The sequence below is a fragment of the Shewanella baltica genome (assembly GCF_900456975.1).
GTDB classification, from domain to species: Bacteria; Pseudomonadota; Gammaproteobacteria; order Enterobacterales; family Shewanellaceae; genus Shewanella; species Shewanella baltica.
The window spans coordinates 3,562,090-3,582,127 of the sequence record NZ_UGYM01000002.1 but is presented as its reverse complement, the minus strand read 5'-3'; the positions used below and the strand labels follow the sequence as shown (position 1 = coordinate 3,582,127).

Annotated in this window: 17 protein-coding genes; 8 read left to right on the top strand and 9 right to left on the bottom strand. The window is 47.4% G+C overall.

What is annotated here, in order from left to right:
* Positions 1–14: 14 nt before the first annotated feature.
* The 5 genes from apaG to lptD all read right to left on the bottom strand — a co-directional run bounded on the left by apaG (position 15) and on the right by lptD (position 6,103).
* Positions 15–395 carry a Co2+/Mg2+ efflux facilitator ApaG/CorD gene (gene apaG, locus DYH48_RS16040; RefSeq protein WP_006080538.1) on the bottom strand — a complete coding sequence of 127 codons (381 nt, stop codon included), beginning with the start codon at positions 393–395 and terminating at the stop codon, positions 15–17.
* Positions 396–443: 48 nt separating this feature from the next.
* Entirely contained in the window at positions 444–1,250 is an 807-nt protein-coding gene (gene rsmA, locus DYH48_RS16035) for a 16S rRNA (adenine(1518)-N(6)/adenine(1519)-N(6))-dimethyltransferase RsmA (RefSeq protein ID WP_006085825.1), read from the bottom strand.
* A 15-nt stretch (positions 1,251–1,265) separates the two neighbouring features.
* On the bottom strand, positions 1,266–2,252 hold the full coding sequence (pdxA, locus tag DYH48_RS16030; RefSeq protein ID WP_011846028.1) for a 4-hydroxythreonine-4-phosphate dehydrogenase PdxA: 987 nt from the start codon (positions 2,250–2,252) through the stop codon (positions 1,266–1,268).
* Between the two features lie 6 nt (positions 2,253–2,258).
* Complete coding sequence (gene surA / locus DYH48_RS16025; RefSeq protein WP_006085822.1) at positions 2,259–3,563, bottom strand: peptidylprolyl isomerase SurA; 1,305 nt, start codon at positions 3,561–3,563, stop codon at positions 2,259–2,261.
* 242 nt (positions 3,564–3,805) lie between these two features.
* A complete protein-coding gene (gene lptD, locus DYH48_RS16015; RefSeq protein WP_115335327.1) occupies positions 3,806–6,103 on the bottom strand; it encodes an LPS assembly protein LptD in 2,298 nt (765 codons plus the stop codon).
* Between the two features lie 159 nt (positions 6,104–6,262).
* Between lptD and DYH48_RS16010 the strand changes: the two genes are divergently transcribed.
* From DYH48_RS16010 to DYH48_RS15985, 6 genes are all read left to right on the top strand, one after another.
* Positions 6,263–7,306 carry an aminoglycoside phosphotransferase family protein gene (locus DYH48_RS16010; protein WP_256613080.1) on the top strand — a complete coding sequence of 348 codons (1,044 nt, stop codon included), beginning with the start codon at positions 6,263–6,265 and terminating at the stop codon, positions 7,304–7,306.
* Entirely contained in the window at positions 7,303–7,980 is a 678-nt protein-coding gene (murU, locus tag DYH48_RS16005) for an N-acetylmuramate alpha-1-phosphate uridylyltransferase MurU (protein WP_115335325.1), read from the top strand. The genes DYH48_RS16010 and murU overlap by 4 nt, the downstream gene beginning before the upstream one ends.
* Before the next feature lie 69 nt (positions 7,981–8,049).
* Positions 8,050–8,838 (top strand): co-chaperone DjlA, encoded by a 789-nt coding sequence (gene djlA / locus DYH48_RS16000; RefSeq protein WP_006080548.1) that lies wholly within the window; start codon positions 8,050–8,052, stop codon positions 8,836–8,838.
* 41 nt (positions 8,839–8,879) lie between these two features.
* Positions 8,880–9,512 (top strand): porin family protein, encoded by a 633-nt coding sequence (locus tag DYH48_RS15995; RefSeq protein ID WP_006085815.1) that lies wholly within the window; start codon positions 8,880–8,882, stop codon positions 9,510–9,512.
* A 35-nt stretch (positions 9,513–9,547) separates the two neighbouring features.
* Entirely contained in the window at positions 9,548–10,498 is a 951-nt protein-coding gene (locus DYH48_RS15990) for a D-2-hydroxyacid dehydrogenase (protein ID WP_006085814.1), read from the top strand.
* A gap of 25 nt (positions 10,499–10,523) precedes the next feature.
* On the top strand, positions 10,524–10,892 hold the full coding sequence (locus tag DYH48_RS15985) for a cell envelope integrity TolA family protein (RefSeq protein WP_006085813.1): 369 nt from the start codon (positions 10,524–10,526) through the stop codon (positions 10,890–10,892).
* 60 nt (positions 10,893–10,952) lie between these two features.
* Here the strand turns inward: DYH48_RS15985 and DYH48_RS15980 are convergent, their stop codons facing one another.
* From DYH48_RS15980 to purT, 4 genes are all read right to left on the bottom strand, one after another.
* Positions 10,953–13,244 (bottom strand): hypothetical protein, encoded by a 2,292-nt coding sequence (locus tag DYH48_RS15980; protein WP_115335324.1) that lies wholly within the window; start codon positions 13,242–13,244, stop codon positions 10,953–10,955.
* Positions 13,234–14,694 (bottom strand): DUF3142 domain-containing protein, encoded by a 1,461-nt coding sequence (locus DYH48_RS15975; protein ID WP_006085809.1) that lies wholly within the window; start codon positions 14,692–14,694, stop codon positions 13,234–13,236. Before DYH48_RS15975 ends, DYH48_RS15980 begins: the two co-directional genes overlap by 11 nt.
* 170 nt (positions 14,695–14,864) lie before the next feature.
* Positions 14,865–16,589 carry an RluA family pseudouridine synthase gene (locus tag DYH48_RS15970; RefSeq protein WP_115335323.1) on the bottom strand — a complete coding sequence of 575 codons (1,725 nt, stop codon included), beginning with the start codon at positions 16,587–16,589 and terminating at the stop codon, positions 14,865–14,867.
* Positions 16,590–16,953: 364 nt separating this feature from the next.
* Entirely contained in the window at positions 16,954–18,129 is a 1,176-nt protein-coding gene (gene purT / locus DYH48_RS15965) for a formate-dependent phosphoribosylglycinamide formyltransferase (protein WP_006085805.1), read from the bottom strand.
* 286 nt (positions 18,130–18,415) lie between these two features.
* Between purT and DYH48_RS15960 the strand changes: the two genes are divergently transcribed.
* On the top strand, positions 18,416–18,796 hold the full coding sequence (locus DYH48_RS15960) for a DUF3302 domain-containing protein (RefSeq protein ID WP_006085804.1): 381 nt from the start codon (positions 18,416–18,418) through the stop codon (positions 18,794–18,796).
* Between the two features lies 1 nt (position 18,797).
* Positions 18,798–19,943, top strand: a complete 1,146-nt coding sequence (locus tag DYH48_RS15955; RefSeq protein WP_006085803.1) for an HlyD family secretion protein — start codon at positions 18,798–18,800, stop codon at positions 19,941–19,943.
* The last annotated feature ends 95 nt before the right edge of the window (positions 19,944–20,038 follow it).

The following is a 20,038-nucleotide window of genomic DNA, read 5'->3' as shown; positions in this document are numbered from 1 at the left end:
CTTTCCTAACGATATTAGTGTAGTAAGCCTGGGGTCGCTAAACGGAAGGGACGGATCGTCGCTTGGAAATGCTCACCCGATTCGCTGACCATACCATAAGTGCCATGCATTATGCCAAGGGGTGTATCGAGCACTGTGCCACTGGTGTATTGATAGGCGGTATTTGGCGCTATGGTTGGTGTTTCACCGACAACTCCGGCGCCTTGGACTTCACTGGTATTGCCATTGGCATCTGTGATTATCCAGTGACGGGTTTCGAGTTTAGCCGCCTGCTCACCTAAATTGATGATAGTGATGGTATAGCTGAAGAGGTATTTTTCATCCTCGGGCGAGGACTGCTGCTCTATATATTCAGTTTTAACTTCAACCCGAATGGAGGTGTCCAATGCGCTCATTCTTGTTCCTAGGCTCTGGTTAAAGGGCACCTAAGTGCCCAGACATATTTATGCTTTCTTATCGCAAACCATGTTAGCCATAGCAACATACTGTTGCACGCTAATCTGCTCTGGGCGTTGACTTGAGTCAATCCCTAATTGCTCGAACTCATCGTCAGATAACATGTGCTTTAAGTTATTACGCAAAGTCTTACGACGCATGTTGAACGCCGTAGTACAAAGGTGACGTAGTACGGTCACATCTTTGCAAGGGAACGGCTTAACAGCGTATGGCAATAAGCGTACGACTGCTGAGTCGACCTTAGGCGCGGGCGTAAAGCTGTGGGGCGGCACTTCAAGAACCGGAACTACTTGGCAGAAGTATTGCGCCATGACCGTTAAACGGCCATAGGCTTTACAGCCTGGGCTTGCCGATAAACGCAGTACCACTTCTTTTTGCAGCATAAAGTGCATGGTTTCAATCTGTTCGGCAAATTCGAACAGGTGGAACATCAGCGGCGTTGAAATGTTGTAAGGTAAGTTACCAAACACTTTCATCTTTTTGCCTGGCACACTCAGTTGACCAAAATCAAACTGCAGTGCATCACCTTGGTGAATGGTCAGTTTATCTTTAAGGACTGGGTGATGATGTAAGCGTTCAACTAGATCGCGGTCAAGTTCGACGACGGTCAGGTTATCTACAGCTTCGGCTACGGGTTCGGTTAAGGCACCAAGGCCTGGGCCGATCTCGACCATCACATGGTGATTATCGGGGGCAATTGCGCCCACAATGCGGTCAATCACATTGCCGTCGGTAAGGAAGTTTTGTCCGAAACGCTTTCTGGCCGTGTGGCCTAAATGTACTTTGTTGCTCATTAATAATGTAATCGTTTAGTTCTTTGAGGATAACTCAATGGCTTTATTCAGAGCACACACAAAGCTGCCAATATCGGCTTTGCCTGTACCCGCGAGATCGAGCGCCGTACCATGGTCAACCGAGGTACGAATATAGGGTAAACCTAAGGTGATGTTTACCGATTTGCCAAATCCTTGTGACTTGAGAACGGGAAGTCCTTGGTCATGGTACATGGCCAAGACGACATCGGCGTCCTGTAAATATTTAGGTTGGAACAGGGTATCGGCGGGTAATGGGCCGACAATATTCATCTGGAACTCTTCTCGCAACTCGTTGAGTGCAGGAATAATCACGTCGATTTCTTCACGCCCTAAATGGCCGTCTTCACCTGCGTGTGGATTGAGGCCACAGACATAAATTTTCGGTGAAACTATGCCAAATTTGCTGATGAGATCGGCATGTAAAATCTTGATAATATGCTGTAGGCGTTGACGCGTTATCGCTTTTGCAACATAGGCCAGTGGAATATGTGTGGTCACGAGTGCCACTTGCAATCCCGGCGTTGCCAGCATCATCACCACATCGGGGCAATTTGCTTGATGGGCAAAAAATTCAGTATGGCCACTAAAGGAAATACCTGCTTGATTGATAATGCCTTTGTGTACCGGACCTGTCACGACTGCATCAAACTCGCCGCTCATGTTTTTCTCGCCCGCATAACGCAAGGTTTCAACTACATAAGTGCTGTTTTGTTCATCGAGCTGACCGCAAATCGATTCGCTCACTAGCTTGAAGGGGGCAATGGTTAATGTGCCCGCTTCTTGCGGTTTAGGCGCTTGATTTGGCTGGTAAGGGCGGAAAGTCACTTGCAAACCGAGTCGTTTAGCACGGCTGGTTAATAATTCTGGATCCGCACAAACGACTAACTCAGCAGGCCAAGCCTGCTGAGCGAGTTGTACGACTAAATCGGGGCCAATACCTGCGGGTTCACCAGGGGTAACGGCAATACGTTTAGTGCTCAATTAGAATTAACCTCGATTGGTCTCTGGCTGGAAGATTTCAATGTATGCGTCTGAACGCATTTCGTCTAGCCAGTTTTGCAGTTCTTCGTTAAATTTGCGACGGAAGATCAACTGGTGCGCACGGTTACTGTTGAACTGATCCGTGGCATCGGTTTTTCTGCGTTCTTCTAACTGGGTAATGTGCCAACCGTGAGTGGTACGGAATGGCTCACTGATCTGGTCAGTTTTTAAACTGTTAAGGGTTTGAGCGAACTCTGGCACGTAAATGCTTGGCTCTGCCCAACCTAATTCGCCGCCTTTAGTGGCTGAACCTGGATCTTCAGAATATTGACGCGCTAGGTCTTCAAACTTAGCTTCACCTGAGCGAATTTGCTTCAGAAATTGCTCAAGCATGGCTTTAGCACGATCTTCTGACAAAATTGGCGATGGCTTGAGCAAAATGTGGCGCGCTCTGACTTCTTCAATTTCTTTGGTTTGTAGGCCGCGAGCATCCATGATTTTAATAATATGGAAACCTGCACCACTCTTAATCGGGCCGATAATGTCACCCGTTTTCGCACCGTTGATCACTTCGGCGAACAGGGTTGGCATTTCGTTGATGTTCATGTAGTCCCAAATACCGCCTTCGAGTGCTTTAGGGCCCGAAGAAGATGCGATAGCGGTACGACGGAAATCTTCACCACTCTTTAAACGCTCCAAAACGATATTGGCACGTTTGCTCGAGGATTCCAGTTGTTCACTGGTGGGATTATTTGGCACGTCAATCAGGATGTGGCCAATTTGGTATTCCACATCTTTCATCCCTTGTTCTTGGATGAGTTTGACTAGGCTAGTAATTTCCTGTGGTGACACTTGAATACGACGTTGTACTTGAATACGCTGAATTTCACCTAAGGTGATTTCTTCGCGCAATTGCTCGCGGTATTGGCTGAAGCTTAACCCTTCGCTTTCAATTTTCTGTTGCATCTGCGCCACAGACATTTTTTGTTCGCGCGCGATGTTTTCAATCGCTTGGTCTAATTGTAAGTCACCAATATGCAGGCCAATACGATCTGCCATTTGCAGTTGTAAACGGGTCAAGATCAAACGTTCAATCACCTGAGTACGCAGGGCACTGTCAGAAGGTAACGATTGGTTTGCCGTTTTGGCATTGGCTTTAACAGTGTCAATCATGTTAGTGATTTCACTTTCGAGCACTATGCCGTCGTTAATTTGGACCGCAACGCGGTCGAGTGGCTGAGGTGCGGCCAATGTAGGTTGGCTGATAGCGAGTGCAAATAAAGCAAAAATCAGATGTTTACTGGGTTTCATCCACAAAATCCTTGGCACGTTCTAAGGTCAGGTTCGACGGCTTAATTGAAATAACTTTACCATTTATATCGAAATTACAGCGAGTTGCCCTAATGTAATTTTTTGGCGATGCATTTGAGTGCATGGTTAAACCTTAAGATCCGCTTTTATTAGCGTTAGCAAAAGGCAAACGATAAAGCACTCATTAACCTGTTTGGACTCTCAGTCCTTGTTGAGGTTCAGCAATCTATCACAATTCTTTGCTAATTCCTCAGATAAAGCGGTTTTCTGTAGTTAAACAGGCCGTCATTGAGCATATCGGTTACGCCTAATGGGCCAGAACCACCGAGTCCTTTAATGACTAAATTCAGGTAGAAGCCGCTTTCAAACTGCTCACGGGAGTCGATAGCAGCGGAGCCTATGTTGTCGTCATAGTTAGTTTTAATGCGGTAGTGATAACTAAATCTCACCGCATAACAACATGATTCGTATTGAATACCTGTGTAGGTTTCAATGCTGCGGCTTTCGTTTAAGTCATAATACCAATTACCCACGAAGTAGAGATCGTCACTGATGGGCCAAGCGCCACGAACACCCGCTTGGGAGATGTTCACAGTATCATTGGTATTGGAGTTCAATAAATCGGGGACGTACCGATAGCTAAATTGCAGTAATTTGTTCGCTTCGGGTCTGAAATCTAAGGTGACTTCCGTTTTTTTATTTTCACTGGTGTTGGTGTCGTATTGAATTGCCGCACCCATGTACCAATCATTCGTCAAACGGGTATCTAACTCGGCAGCCAGTACTGATGTCGATTGATTTGATTCGAAAATATTGTCTTCGTAGCCGACTTTACTGTCCTGCAGGTAAAAAATTTGCCCTAAGCTGAATTTAGTCGCTTCTTGGTTGTGACTGTCAAAGATACGCGTGGTAACACCTAGCGTGACTTGATTCGCATCGGAAATACGATCTAGTCCCGAGAAGCGGCGATCACGGAATAGACCAAAATAGTCATCCTGTAATTGGGCCGTATCGTAAATTCCTATGCCGCGTTGGTCTTCGTAGCCAACATAAAGATATTGGAATTGCGGTTCCAGTGTTTGGCGATAGTTTTCATCGAAAAGCTCAGTAAAACGCTCGAAGTTAATCTGACCATTAATCCGTACTTGCGGAATGGTACGGCTTACCGTGTCATCGACAACAAGATCAGGGTCTTCATTATGCTGCCAATAATTGGTCTGCATCAGCTTCACTTGGCTGGTCAGTGAGCCCGAAGGTCCGTGAATTGGCAGGGTCACGCTCGGCGCCATATGTAAACGCGTCGCCGTGTTCACATTGTTGTCTTGATGGGCAAAATTCGTCAGCTCTGAATTAAAGCCAAAATCTAAATTGTTCCAAAAATCGGCGGCGCGAAAGTTAAAGTTGACCTGAGGCATCACCTGATACGGTTTTTCGTCTTCACCGAGTACTTTAATATCTTGGACCCGGGTGCTGATATCCCAGTTACTTTCGAAGTAGCTGATTTCACCTATGCGCGACAATTGGTTGTCAGTTGCACGGTTAACATCTGACTTTAAGTCATTGAAATAGTTGTTGTCTGACACGTCGGTAAAATTAGCTAATACCCGCCAATTCTTGTCGATTGACCCTTGGTGTTGCCAGTTGTACAGGTAGCGATTAGGGCTGCCACTGATCAATTGGTCGTTGCCTAGATATTCAAAATTGACTCGACCTTTTTGAGCCTCGCCTGCTAAATAACCAAACTCAGTCTTAGTGAATAAACCACGGTTAGACATATAGTTAGGTGTAAAGGTTAAATCATATTCAGGGGCAATGTTCCAGTAATAGGGCGCAGCAATTTCGACGCCATTAGTGGTACTGGTACTAAAGCTGGGGTAGAGAAAGCCCGACTTACGTTTATCTGAAACCGGCACTGTCATGTAGGGAATGTAGAATACAGGCACGCCGCCGACTCTTAACTTGGCATTCCAAATTTCACCCCATTCTTCTTCACTGTTAATCTTGATTTTCTCGGCTTCGAGCAGCCAAGAGACATTGTCAGGAGGACAAGTGGTAAAGTTAGTATTGGTTAAAATTAAATTGTTATTGATGGTAATTTGCAGCTTTTCTGCATCGCCATGGACCTGTTGCCCATGCAGCCAATATTGTGCCCCTTTGAGGGTGGCACGATTGGAGCGCATTTGAGCTTGCAATGATTCGGCGGTAACAGTGAAGTTACTGTCTTGAAAAACTAAATTACCATTGGCATCAAACTGTTCGGTCGCTTGATCTAGAATCGCCTCATCGGCTGCTATGTGTCTATCGCCTTGGCTAAAAACCACATCCCCGCGGAAAATGGCTTGTTTGCCCATTTCTGCATCAGAGTTATCAGAGACAATACGAATTTTGTTGAGTTCAGCCGCACTCATCCCTTGGGTTTGAGATACGATACGGGGTACTGGCGGTTCGATTAAGCATTGAGATGCCGAAGCGGTTGGAGAGTCGTCTGCCAGGACTAATTGCGGTAACAGGCTCAGGGCCAGAAGGTATCGGATCTGCATCTTTAGGTCAGTAATTATGATTTCTTATTCTGGACAAGTATGGATGGGGAAAGTTGCAATTTACAAACGCAACGCCGCTTAATAAATCTCTCAATTTCTTAGCTGTTTCCAAATTATATGCCAGCTATAATAAAGCAATTTTTCTTTAAGAGCCATGAAATGACTTTATCCGATCCGAGATTTCTTTCCCTAAATCAGTGGCTGAATGCATATTTTTCCGATGAGGTGACACCGATATTGATTTCCGGTGACGCAAGTTTTAGACGTTACTTTCGGATCACGACGCCCGATGCCACCTTTATCGCCGCAGATTCACCGCCACAACTGGTGCCCATCGCACCCTTTATCGCCTTATCTAATGCCTATGCCGCCGTGGGACTGACAGTTCCAAAAGTGATCCATGCCGACGCCGCTCAAGGTTTTATGCTGATGAGTGACTTAGGTGATACCCAGTTGTTATCTGTGCTTAACGTGCAAAACGTGGCTGACTATTATCGTCAGGCGCTCGATTTACTGCCGCAAGTGGCTTCTGTGGTTGCAAGTCAGCATCTTGATAGCGGCCTAGTTCAGTCCTTACCTCTGTACGACGAAGCCTTTGTTCGCCGTGAATTGCACATCTTTACTGAGTGGCTACTCGGCACTCATCTTAATTTGTCTTTGGACGAGTCAGAGCTGCAAATGCTAAGCGATAGCTTCGATCTGCTTGTCGACAATGCGCTATCTCAACCTAGCGTGGGGATGCATAGGGATTTCCATAGCCGCAATCTTATGCTGCAAGCAGGCGAATTGTGCGTAATTGATTTTCAGGATGCCGTCGTCGGCCCTGTGACCTACGACGCGGTATCGCTATTGCGTGATTGTTATATTCGCTGGCCGCAGCCGTTAGTCACAGACTTGATGCAATACCATTATCAGCAAGCACTCGCGCTAGGCTTCATTCCCGCACAGACCACCCTTGAGCAATATCAAACTTGGTTTGATCTCATGGGCTTACAACGTCACATCAAGGCGGTGGGGATTTTTGCACGGTTAAATTATCGTGACAGTAAACCTGCGTATATGGCGGATATTCCACTGACATTAACGTATATTGTCGACATTGCCATGCTGTATCCCGAACTCGTGCCATTTGCACACTGGTTGACTCGTCGCGTGTTGCCTGCGTTTACAGCTAGCCAGTCTTTATCTGAGGTTAAGCAATGAAAGCCATGATCTTGGCCGCCGGACGAGGTGAGAGGTTACGGCCGTTAACGGATAATATGCCTAAACCTATGGTGCCAGTATTAGGTAAACCGTTGATTGTTTATCATATTGAAAAACTTGCCGCGTTAGGCATAGTCGATATCGTCATCAACCATGCTTGGCTAGGGCATAAATTAGTCGAGGCGCTGGGCGATGGCAGCGCTTTTGGGGTGCGAATTCGCTATAGCGCCGAAGAGAGTGCGCTTGAAACCGGCGGCGGCATTAAACGGGCTTTGCCTTTATTGTGTGAGGGGGAAAGCGATGAACCCTTTTTGGTCATTAATGGTGATGTGTTTATCGATGCCTTACCGCCAATAACGCAGCTTGCTGCCGATACGCTCGCCCATCTCTGGCTAGTGCCTAATCCTGAGCAGCATCCGCAGGGGGATTTCGCCTTGAGTGGCAATAGAGTGCAGGAGCTTGGTGAGAATAAGTACACTTTCTCGGGCATGGGCATTTATCGGCCTTCGCTGTTTAATAACACGCCGCAGGGCGCGTTTGCACTCGGTCCGCTGCTTAGAAAGCAAATGGCCCAAGGCCGAGTCAGCGGCGCGCTGTTTCACGGGCTTTGGTGCGATGTTGGCACGATTGCACGCCTGCAAGGGCTCGAACTGAGATTACAAAGCAATACCTAAATATCTGTGCTGGCTTATCCATAGGATAGTGCTGGCACATCAAATACATTATAGAAATCAGGATATAAGATGCGCTTTTGGGGTAAGTTTTTTGGGTTTATCATTGGCTTTATGTTCGGCCGCATCTTTGGTGCTTTGCTCGGCTTGTGGCTCGGACACCTCTACGATAAGCGCGCGGCTTCTGGCGTGGGGTTTCGCGAGGTTCTAGGGCAGGCTAAGAATCGCCAAGCGATCTTCTTCAATACCACCTTTGCGGTGATGGGGCATGTGGCGAAAGCGTCGGGACAGGTGACTGAAACCGATATTCGCATCGCGACCCTGTTGATGGATCAAATGCGCTTAACCGGTGAAGCCCGTAAAGAAGCACAGCAGGCGTTTCGCGAGGGGAAATCGGCGGATTTTGATCTACGCAGCAGCCTACAAGCTTTCCGCGTTATTACCATGGGACGCAAAGAGTTAGTGCAGATGTTCATCGAAATTCAGATCCAAACGGCATTGTCCGATGGTGAACTGGATCCCGCTGAACACGCTATCTTGATGACGATTGCCCAAGAGTTAGGTTATGGTCGAGCGCAGTTAGATGAATTACTGAAGCGCTGGCAAGCGGAGTTTCGCTTTCATCAGACCTCAAGTGGTAACAAAACATCGATTACCGATGCTTACAGTTTGTTGGGGATTACTAACGAGGCCAGCGACCAAGAGGTTAAGCGAGCTTACCGTAAGTTGATGAACGAACACCATCCCGATAAGTTAGTCGCTAAGGGCTTGCCACCGGAAATGATGGAGCTGGCAAATCGTAAGGCTCAGGATATTCAAGCGGCCTATGACAGAGTCAAGTCTGAGCGTGGTATGCGTTAGTCTTGATTGCTTTGGATTTTATAAAAGATAAGGAATTCATTATGAAACACACGCATTGCCTGTTGCTGTTGGCTAGTTTGCTCCCTGTGACTATGTCCGCGCAGGCTGAGGTGTTTGTCGCACCTTTTGGCGGTTATAGTCTGGGTGGCGGTCAATTTGATGTTAATCAAGTTGACGTCAACGCAGATCAAACGGGCGACAAGAAAAATGTGAAGGTCGAGGAATCAAGCCATTACGGCCTGATGCTGGGCATTGCCACGAATGATCCCGGTAATATTTATCTTTTATACAGTCACCAAGCCTCTGAACTCAAAAGTGGCGGTTTGTTTACGCCCGATCGTCTTACCTCTTTAGACCTAGATTACATCCACTTAGGCGGCACTTTATATTTCCCCCGTGGCGATATTCGACCCTATGTCACCGCAAGTGCGGGGATAACCCGCATGTTGCCCGACGCTTGGTCGAGTGAAACGCGTTTCTCTATGGGGATTGGCGGCGGGGTAGAGTATCAAGTGACTCCACACTTTGGTCTGTTTGCGGATATCCGCGGTTACGCGACGTTTATCAACAGCGACAGTTCGTTGTTTTGCAATGAAGATGAATGCCTATGGCACATTACGTCGGATGTGATGTGGCAGGCGCAGGCTAACCTTGGGCTCAAAGTCAGTTTTTAGCGCTAACACATCGTCTTAAAAGGAGATTTAGCGGCATGAAGATAGTTGTACTCGATGGCGAAACCTTAAATCCTGGCGATCTCAGTTGGCAATCCTTGACTGAATTAGGCGAGTTTGCGTGTTTCCCTCGCACCGCTGGCGCCGATATTGTTGCGCGTGCCCAAAGTGCAGAGATCATTCTCACCAATAAAACGCCGCTCAATGCTAAGACTCTGGCGCAACTTCCGGCACTGAAATACATAGGCGTATTGGCAACGGGTACTAACGTTGTCGATATAGCGGCTGCAAAAGCGCGCGGAATAGTGGTAACGAATGTGCCCGCCTATGCGCCCGATGCCGTAGCGCAGATGGTTTTTGCCCATATACTGCATCACACCCAAGCCGTGGCTGCCCATCATCAAGCCGTGGTCGATGGTCTGTGGGTGAACTGCCAAGATTTTTGTTTCACCTTAATGCCGCTGCAATCCTTAAAAGGCAAGACTTTAGGTTTAATAGGTTATGGTGATATCGGCCAGCAGGTTGGGACGCTCGCCCTTGCATTCGGGATGAAAGTGCTCGTCAATACCCGCTCTGTTATCAAAGACTTGCCCCAAGGTTCCACTTGGGTACCGCGTGATACTGTGCTGAGCGAATCAGATATTATCTCGCTGCATTGCCCGCTTACCCCTGAGACTGAGCAATTTATCAATCACCAAGCACTCGCCTTGATGAAGCCTAATGCGCTGCTTATTAATACGGCGCGCGGTGGATTAATTGATGAGTCCGCGCTTGCAGCAGCGCTTTCACAAAACCACTTATTTGCCGGTGTCGATGTATTATCGACCGAGCCGCCCAGCGCGGATAATCCCTTATTGCATGCACCAAATATCAGCATTAGTCCCCATAATGCGTGGGCGACTAAGGAAGCCAGACAAAGTCTACTCAATATTGCCGTTGCGAATGTGCACGGTTATTTACAGGGTGAAGTGATTAATTGTGTGAATTAAGGAATGCATTAGAACAAGGAATGTTATGTATAAGATAATTTTGATTATAGTTTTTGGATTAGTGTTTTGTGGGTGTGCTAGCAAGAGTCGAGTTCCTAAATCTTGTGACACAGTGAAAGAATGTTCGGTATTAGTGATGAATAAAATTCAATCAAACTTAGTCGTTGATGAATCTTTTAAAGACCAAATGGTAAAGGTTAATTTTCATCTTGATGAACAAGCAAATGTGGTTAATTACTCTGTAATACAACCAAGTCAGCTTGCTGAGCTAAACGAAGCAGTAAAAGCAGCAGTATATGCCTCTTCACCTTTCTCTGAAGTCTTATTCGCAGCACCTGTTGTGTTTACCGAGATCAAGGAGATTAATCTTACTGTTACACCTTACTTTAACTAAACTGCATGATATGAAAATGGCGTATAGTGAAGGTCAGCTATGCGCCATATCTCTATATATTTAAAGGTTATTTTGTTGTTTTTTAGATCTTCTACGCATCCACCACACACCCAATAAGCCCATGATTGCTAATACGCCAAATACGACGGGCTTTTTCAGCTTGTGGTACAGGGCGTTCCATTCTGCAATTTCATTGGCCTGTGCTCGTTTTACTGCCCCGTCAAAATCGGGCGTTTCACACTGCATACCAAAGTTTTCGGCCCAAGGCACAAAGGGGCCGTTGGCGACGTATTTTTTGTAGTAGCGTAGGGCAAGTTCTTGATCTCGATACAATACCCATCCAGTCGCTTGGCAGAGTAGCGCGGCGTAGGCTTGGCTGTTGTGGGGCACATGATCCGATGCCTTGTTGGCCAGTTCCGCCGCCGTGTAACGATAATGAAAGCGTTTATCGGGAACGGCTTGGCTGGCGCTTAACCGCAACTGTTCTTTTTCGGCCAATTTGCTCGGTTCATTCCAATCGCTTAGATCGAATACCCCTTGGTATATAGAGTAATCCGGGGCTAATTCAAACCCTAAGATTTCCATACCTTGATGGCGGGCAAGTTCTGCTGCAGCCCAATAGGCCTTAGCGCTATCAATGCCTGTTGCATTTTTCGCCGCTTTCAGCTCAGTGCCATAGGTGAGGGCGCTGGCATTAAGATTAGGATTAGGGAAATAAGCAGGCGCTTCGGCAATTGCGCCTTCACGTAATAATCTGCGGCCTAGTAAATAGCGTAAGCGATTGTTAATCGGCTCAATGTTATCGTACCAGTCGCTATCTTTAGGATATTCGAAGGCGATAAGCGGCACATGCTCATCGATAAATAACTTAAGTTCAGCCGTGGTGAGAACGCGCTCCGCCACATAGGCGATGTCTTGCCAGTACTCGTCGCCGCTGGCGAGTAAGTGATTGAGCGCATCGACATATTCGCCGCGCTCTAGTGATAACACGCCTTGCTCTGCGCGAATACGACAGTAAGTGGCTATATCTTCATCGGCATTAATGGCTTGCTGTTGAGTCTCTTTAGCATCAACTGTGGCCAATGCTTCATTAGACTGTTTGGGGAAGTGACGCGCTGCCTGAGCATAGGCCTTGGCCGCTTCTGCTTGATCGCCCTTTTGTAGCAGTAATTTTGCGTTGAGCCACCAAGTGAGGCCGCTGGGTTTCGCTAGCGTCAATAGGCGCTCAGCACTGGCATAATCCCCAAGCTGGTAATAAATCGCGGCTAACTTATCGCCATGGTTGAGTTGTAAACCATCGGTTGGAAACACTTTGAGGATGTCAGCTACCTTTGAGCCCATTTCCGAAAGCTGGCCATCGTAGGCAAATTCATTGGTGCTGCTTTGCCAATAGGCAATCAATAACTGCTGCACGCTCGCCTGTTGCAGTAGCGGTTTTAGTTCAGCAATGTCTTTCCCCATCAAGGTGCGGCTTAACATCAATAAAGAATCATAACCGCCGCTATCGCCTTGCACCGATTGGGTGGCATAGAGCTCAATTGCCTTATTCAGTGCATCAGGGGTAAGCGTCATTTGTAGCTCAGTATCATCTGCACTTTGATTGGTCACTTGCGGGAGCGGCTGGCCTTGGTGCAGCAGAATATAGGCTTGCTCACCTAGGCTAGCTAAGCTCAAACGCAGGGGATCGGCGACGCCTTGGGTGACTTCGTTTTGCAATTGAGCCAGGTAAGCGTTGGCACGATTAAAGTGCTCAGGATCCGCTGAGGTTTTACTTAAGATAAGCTCAATACGCGACAGCGAATAGAGTGCCCACAGACTGCGAGATGCGCGTTCATTTTCTGGTAATTTAATGATTTTACTGAAATAGTTACTCGCTCTATCATAATCTTTTGCCTCAAACGCCACGGCGCCTAAGGTGTACCAGGTCAGCGCTTGGGGCAAATCCTTATCCAACTTAGCGGCCATTTGTTCGGCCTCGATTGGACCTGTCGCATCCCGTAGTGTGTTCACTAAGATTAAATGGGCTTCACTTAACTCGCTGTTTTCAAAGGCGCGAGTTTGTGACAGATAACGGCTATGCACTTCATCCCACAGATATTCCTGCGCGGCTGGCGCATCTTGATACTGCCAAGGCAAAGGTTTTGCGAGGGCGGTTAGCTGCTGGCTGAAAGAGGTTTGCGGTAAATAACTGAGATTACTCTGCCTGTCCTGAGTCAATTGCAAAGGGAAGTCGGGGCCGCAGGCCAAGAGCATTGGCGAAAATAGGCTTAAACAGATAAGCGTGGTTTTTTTAAGCATAAAAGCCTGATTGGATGTTGCCATTGTGGATGATGATGTTGGCTTATGGCGCATAAATTCCCTGTAAATATAATGACTCACAACGTGCCCAGCCTATCACTTTCTGGCCGCCAGGGTTGAGCATGTGTTTTTGAGTTTGTTTGTTTGCTTGCGGCATTGGCATGTTCGTCGCGCTTGGAGCAGTGTCAGTCGGCGCCAACGCGGCGGTATTGTCAGCTCGCCACTGCCAGACTAACAGGCCATTTTTTTGTATTACGCGATAGCCATTTTGCGCATCATACCCGCTGCAAGCTTGTCCCGCTAGGGACAAAGTCGTGGGAATCTCGCCAGCAATATTACCGCGATTAATTAAGCTCAGTTGGAATAGCTGTGGCTTGAGGATTTCTTGGTTTTTAGTCTTATTTTCAGTGGCTAATGTCGTTTGGGTATCGTTATCGCTTGAGATCACTAATTCAATCTTGGCGGCAAGTTTACCTTGCTGCGCAACGGCGATTAAGGTGTCGAGTGGCCAGACTCTTTTATCCCCTTCCAGCGGCAGCCTGAACCAGATAATGCCTTTGAGCTTGGCATCCGCGTGGCTTTGCAGTTTGTGCACAAAAGCTTGCAACACTTGCGGATCGGCCATCAGTTCCTGTACTGCATGGGTATCATTGAGTTGACCTCGAAGCGGTGTTTCACTTTCAACTTTATAACCTGAAGCTGTGCTGATGACCGCCGAGCCGTAAGCGGGAAGCGCAATAAGATAAGGTACAGTACTGATTTTTGAGAGTTGCTGCACCCATTGCCAACCTTGATCGGCATCGAATAGTCCGAGGCGTGGGTCGCTCACGCTGTGAATTTGCAGCACGAGTTCATCGATATTGGTGAGTAATGCGGGGAAATTGGCGCTATTGAGCCAAGCGGGCAGGGCGGTAATGCTGAGTTTAAGGTCAGCAGGTAACTGCGCTTTAAGCTTTTTAAGAAAATCCCGATAGGCGGGCAGTTTGCTGCTAGCGCTGTCGTGATCGATTTCAACTCCGGCTATGTGCGTGCCTTTTGCCTGCCAATCTGTCAGTACTTGGCTGATTTTACGGATCACTTGTTCATCATTTAAATGCACGAACTGACCATCTAAGCGAATCACGGCGATTTTGGGTCTAGGATCTGCCTGTAGCCAAGCATGATTGACCGCGACTTCAAACCAAATGTCTGCGCCATTGGGTTTTGGATGTGCTTGCAGCGCTAAAATGCGCAATCCTTGGAATGCTCCTTGGCTTTGCACTAATGCCGTTTGATTGGCGGGGCGCCATTGGCGCTGCCAGATATAGACTTCCTGGGTGAGCGGAGCACGAGGCATTGCGGTTGCTGAGGTGACTTCTGCTGTATGACTGGCATCTGGGGTTGTCTTGAGTTCACTCGGTTCCGATGCGGGCTGACAGGCGCTTACGAATAGAGTGGTGCTCAGCAAAGCGAATAACAGCCATTGATTTCGGCTAATGTTTTTAACCAGATTGCCTATGCCCATAGTATTGCTATCGGTTCCGTTTTTGAGTGAGGCATTACTATGCCCGAAAAAGCCCGCTTTTACATTGCGGTCAAAGAGCCTGCATCAAATCTTAGTCTTCAAGCACAGATATCACGCCCTAAGCTTGGTTCTTCCTTTGGTGCCTTGTTAATCAATATAGAACTCAGGTCTCAAAAATCAGGATCGACCTGAAAGCGCATCCGTTCACGGGTAACGGGATGCTGAAGCATCAATAAATCCGCATGCAGATGCAGGCGATTGGCGCGAGTGCCGTAGAGGTCGTCACCGACAATCGGTGTATTTAGCCCCTCTGAGTGGGCGCAGTGAACCCTGAGTTGATGGGTTCTGCCTGTTTTTGGATACAGATATACGCGGGCTGTACGTGCCATTTCATCAAGTTGGCTCAATTCCCAATGGGTTTCGGCTGCTTTACCAAACTCGTGGCAAACGAGTTGTCTCGGTCTATCGTCTAAATCGCCACGCAAGGGTAAAGAGATGTGACCCGTCGCCTGCTTATTTGCCATTACCGCAGGCATTCCCGCTAAAAGTGCTACATAACGTTTAGTCACAGTGCGCTGGATAAATTGTTTTTGCAGCTGTTTATGGGCCTCTTTTGTCAGCGCGATCACCATTAATCCCGAGGTCGACATATCGAGTCGATGGACGATAAGTGGCCCTGTGGTATGGGGGAAGGTTTGGCGCATACGCGAATACACTGAGTCTTCAATTTCTTTGCCGGGCACGGATAAAAACTCGGCGGGTTTATTCACAATCGCCATCGCATCGTCTTGGTAGAGGATGGCTAAGGTTTTGCCTTCGGCGGGGTTGGTAAGCAGAGGATTCTCATCAACCACGAGTCCTTCGAGCATATGTCCAAGAATAGGTTGGCATTTTCGCAGGCAGGCGGGATAAAACTGCTTATGCTGGCGGATTTCTGATTTTGGCGGCGCGCCCCACCAAAACTCGGCAATCGCCAATGGTTTAAGGTCATGTTTAAAGGCGTAATGTAACAACTTAGGCGCGGCACATTCGCCCGAGCCTGCGGGCGGGGTTAACTCAACCGTGCCATTAAATATGCCGTTCAGACTCTTTTCTGTGCCTTTAATATTGAGAAATCGATACTGCTCAAACAGCTTTTGCTGCAGCGCCGCCGAGAGCCGCTTACGCTGTTGTCGTAACGCATCGCGCTCATCTGTCAGTTGGCTTAGCGCTTGGCTGATGGTATGAATACGTTCATCCCAATAGCGTTTAATATCTCTTAACTGATTCTTTTCACTGATGCTTTCCTGGCTGAGCTTTGCTTCAGTTATTGCGTTTTCACGCAAGGTCTCATCAGTCGGATTGGCAGCCAATTGGGCTGCGAGTTGATTACGCTGCGCCTTGCGAGATTGGCGGCTATCGATCATCACTTGTCTGTGGGCGTCAAGTTCGGCTTGCGCTTGAGCTTGTTCAGTTTCTAGCTCGGTTGATAGCCTCGGAATGTCGGGATGGTTTTCTACTGCAAACAGCTGCTCGTTAATTTGGTTGATTTGCAGATTTTCGGCGTGGAAAAAATTGTCCTTAGCCAGCATATCAAACACAGGTGGAACAAAGCGTGGCCAATGGTTTTGCTCGGCTAATTTGCCCGAAAATGCAGATAAATAGCCGACTTCACCTTGCGGATTTTGTACCAGCAATACGCCGAACATCTTGCCAATGGCGCCAGTTAACTCACCCGTTAGGCCAAAGTTATGTTGCCAGTCGTGCTGAGTCTCGAGGTGGTATTGTAATTCGTTGGCTGCAAGCACGCATAATGGATGCGGTTCGTAATAGAAAGGAAAAGTAAAACGTTGCGGCAGGGCATAGGCATCAATGGCTTGTGTGAAAGAGGTAAAGCAAGAAGGCTGAAGCTGCATATGGATTTCTACTACTATTGGTTTCTATTACTAATGGTTTTTTTGCTGCTGGAGTTTACTTAGATCACGCTCGAATTAAGCCACAGCTCGAAATCAATCGTCTTAATCAGCGCTCGCAATAAATTACTCTGAACAACTCGCCCGAAATTAAACTCGTACCACAGGGCTTGTTCTGCTTAGCGTGCAATCTTAGGCCACAAGACAAGGGTGCTAGTTTACTCTGTCGGTTTGGGTGGGTCACTTTTTATTGGTAAAGGTTCTGGATGCTGTACTGTGTGCATTGAAAAAGGGAAATGGCGTTGAAGCGCATTTCCCTTTGATTTGTAGCTTGTGCTTGAAGCCAATTTTAAGCAGCTAAACCCGCTTAAAAGATGACCTTCACTTTACTGGCGCTATCGAGTGCTTTGCTGACTGCGCTGTCGATATCGATATCACGGGCAAGCGCGACACCTAAGCGGCGGCGGCCATCAATGTCGGGTTTGGCAAATAATCTGAGTTGAGTGTTGACCGCCTCTAATGCAGCGGCAATACCTTGGTAGCGAATATTGCTTGAGGTGCCTTCGGCCAAAATCACCGCCGAGGCGCTTGGCCCATGCTGATGGATATTGGGGATTGGCAGACCCAGAATGGCTCTAACATGCAGGGCAAATTCCGATAAGTCTTGGCTGATGAGTGTCACTAGACCTGTGTCATGTGGCCTTGGTGAGACCTCAGAGAAATACACTTCATGGCCTTTAACAAACAGCTCTACGCCAAATAATCCATAACCGCCAAGGGCTTCGACGACTTTGCTCGCAATCGCTTGGGATTTTGCTAACACTTCATCGGACATGGCTTGTGGCTGCCATGACTCACGGTAATCGCCATCTTCTTGTCTGTGGCCAATTGGCGCACAAAAATGAATGCCATTGACTGCGCTAATGGTTAACAGGGTGATTTCATAATCAAAGGGAATAAAACCTTCGACTATCACTCGACCGCCGCCGGCGCGGCCACCTTCTTGAGCGTATTGCCATGCTTTATGGCTGAGGGCGATATCGCGAATAACGCTCTGACCTTTGCCCGATGAGCTCATGACTGGCTTAACCACACAGGGCACACCGATTTCGCTAATTGCTTGATTAAATTCGGTTTCAGTATCGCAGAAAAAATACGGAGAAGTCGGTAAACCTAAGGTCTCAGCGGCGAGGCGACGAATCCCTTCTCTGTCCATCGTGAGCTTAGTTGCCCGAGCTGTTGGGATGATATTCACCCCTTCGGCTTCCATGTCCACTAAGGTTTGGGTAGCGATGGCTTCAATCTCTGGGATAACTAAGTGCGGTTTTTCTAACTCGATAACTGCACGCAGGGCGTTGGCATCGAGCATATTGATCACATGGGAGCGATGCGCGACTTGCATGGCGGGGGCGTTGGCGTAACGGTCAACGCCAATCACTTCAACGCCTAAGCGTTGCAGTTCAATGGCCACTTCTTTGCCAAGTTCACCGCAGCCGAGCAACATGGCGCGTCGTGCGCCCTCAGTGTAGGGAGTGCCTATCATGTGTGATTCCTTTATTAGCAGTTGTAGGTATTGCGTCATGGCGCGCAATTTAGCCATGAGTTTAACGCGAACGGCACATTAGAGCATGGTGTAAATAAACAAGTGTGCTTTAGATCACTGGGTTTGGTGTGAACACGATTCAATTTGACCTTGTTGGAAGTGATTGTTTTTTTGTTGTCCTATAATGTTTTTGTTGTTCCATAATGTTGTTTGGTTGTTAATTTTGGTCTTGATATATTCAACTTTGTCTGTTTGATAAGTGAGCATGCTGATTAAGGGGATTCAAATGTTTTTAGATTACTTTGCGTTAGGGATTTTATTTTTTGTGGTTGTCGTTATTTTTTATGGTGTGATTGCTATCCATGATATTCCATACGAAATTGCCAAAAAGCGTAATCACCCACAACAAGATGCCCTTCATATTGCTGGGTGGGTGAGTTTATTTACGTTACATGCTATTTGGCCATTTTTATGGATCTGGGCCACCTTATATCGAGAAGATCGTGGCTGGGGATTTGGTACTGTGATGAAACGAGAGCAGGCGTTAGAGGAGGATGTGGGCACTTTGCGTCAGACGGTAATAGCGTTACAAGCGAGACTTGAGCAATTAGAGCAAGCAAGCGCAACTGTTATTGAGCCGAACATTATCAATAAAGTCGAGGTCTAAAATGGATCTATTGCTGATATTGACCTACGCCGCTATCTGTATTGTTATTTTTAAAGTCTTTAAAATCCCTCTGACCAAATGGACGGTTCCTACTGCCGTTTTGGGGGGCGTGGTGCTCATCGGTGCCTTGATACTGCTAATGAACTATAACCATCCCTATTCACGTTTTGCTCGGGAATATTTTGTCACCATTCCGATTACACCCGCAGTAAAAGGGTTAGTTAGTCGTGTTGAAGTGCAGCCAAATACTCCGGTTAAACAAGGGGATGTACTTTTTCGGATTGATCCCATCCCCTTTGAGGCCGTAGTAAAGCGTAAGCGTGCCGCGTTAGTCGCTGCCGAGTTAGAAGTGCCACAGCTCGCCGCCGCATTGGAATCGGCTAAAGCTAATGTTGAGCGAGTCAATGCTGATAAAGATCGCAATAAATCCGCCTATGAACGCTATGAAAGCGGTCATCGAAAAGGAGGCGCTAACTCTCCCTTTACCGCATTAGAATTGGATAATAAACGCCAACTGTATCTTGCCTCTGAAGCGCAGTTAACTGCCGCTAGATCAGAAGAGTTACGGATGAGGCTCGCCTATGAGTCTAATATTGATGGAGTTAATACCAAAGTGGCTGGCTTACAGGGAGATTTAGCGAGCGCACTCTATGATTTAGAGCAGACCGTCGTGCGAGCACCCGCTGACGGTATCGTCACACAAATGGCACTCCGTCCGGGGGCTATGGCTGTGCCTTTACCATTACGTCCCGTGATGAGCTTTATCCCTGACGAGCAACGTTATTTTGCCGGAGCCTTTTGGCAGAATTCCCTACTGCGCCTGAAAGAAGGCGATGAGGCCGAGATTATTCTCGATGCCGCGCCAGGGAAAGTGTTTAAAGGCAAAGTGGCGAAAGTGCTACCCGCAATGGCTGAAGGTGAGATCCAAATGGGTGGCGTATTAGCGTCCTCCAGTCGTCTGTTTCAAAATGGTCGAGTGGTTGTTCTTATCGATATAGATGACGATGCTATTCGTAAAGAGTTCCCTGCTGGAGTGTCAGGTCAAGTTGCTATTTACACTGAGCACTTTCATCATGTAGCTGTAATGCGTAAGGTATTACTCAGGATGCAAGGGTGGTTGAATTACTTATTTTTTGATGGACATTAGTACCTAAACCGTTAAATCTTGTTTGTTGAGTACTTTGTTCAGTTCTGTGCAAAGGTTGGTATAAAGTCCAGTTCGCTGGACTTTTTTGTGGCAAT